A 709-nucleotide genomic window follows, 5' to 3' on the forward strand; every position below is an offset into this window, starting at 1 on the left:
GGTTTTGGTGCCAATTTAATCCATGCGGATGTGTTTTTGGAAATTCCGATCAGTAAAAAAATCGCTGTACATGTTTCAGGAAGACGTTCTTTTTCAGATATATTACCTTCACCAACTTACGATAATTATTTTGAACGAAGTTTTCAGGATAGCGAACTGACTACGAATAGCCAAAACATTAATGAGAGTAATCAATCTTCAGATTTTTTCTTTTATGATTATACGGCAAAATTACTTTATGACTTAAACGAAAATCATAAGTTTCGGGCAAACGTTATTGGGATTTATAATAATCTGGATTATACAGAAACATTTACAAATAATCAGAATGAAACAGAATCTAAAACAAGCAATTTACAGCAAAAAAATATAGGCTTTGGTGGTAGTTGGATTGCCAAATGGGACACTAAATTTACAACAGATTTAAGTACCTATTATTGCAAATATAATGTCGATGCTATTGACTTTAGGGTACAAACCGATCAAAAATTAACACAATCCAATGAAGTAATTGAGACTGGTTTAAAGTTGAAAACCAATTATAAAATCAATAGTAAGTTTAATCTTTTAGGCGGTTACCAATTTACAGAAGTGGGAATTTTAAATGCAACAACTGTTAGCGCTCCATCATTTAATAGGGTGAAAAAGGATGTGCTTTTAAATCATGCTGTTTTTAGTGAGGTAGAATTTAACAACGGAAATACCTATG

The 709-nt window shown here is 31.5% G+C and carries 1 pseudogene; it reads left to right on the forward strand.

The window, feature by feature from the left end:
• Nucleotides 1–709 (forward strand): annotated as a pseudogene (locus B2U95_RS03970) (hypothetical protein); the annotation flags it as partial.

The organism is Winogradskyella sp. UBA3174 (genome assembly GCF_002364335.1).
Classification (GTDB): Bacteria; Bacteroidota; Bacteroidia; order Flavobacteriales; family Flavobacteriaceae; genus Winogradskyella.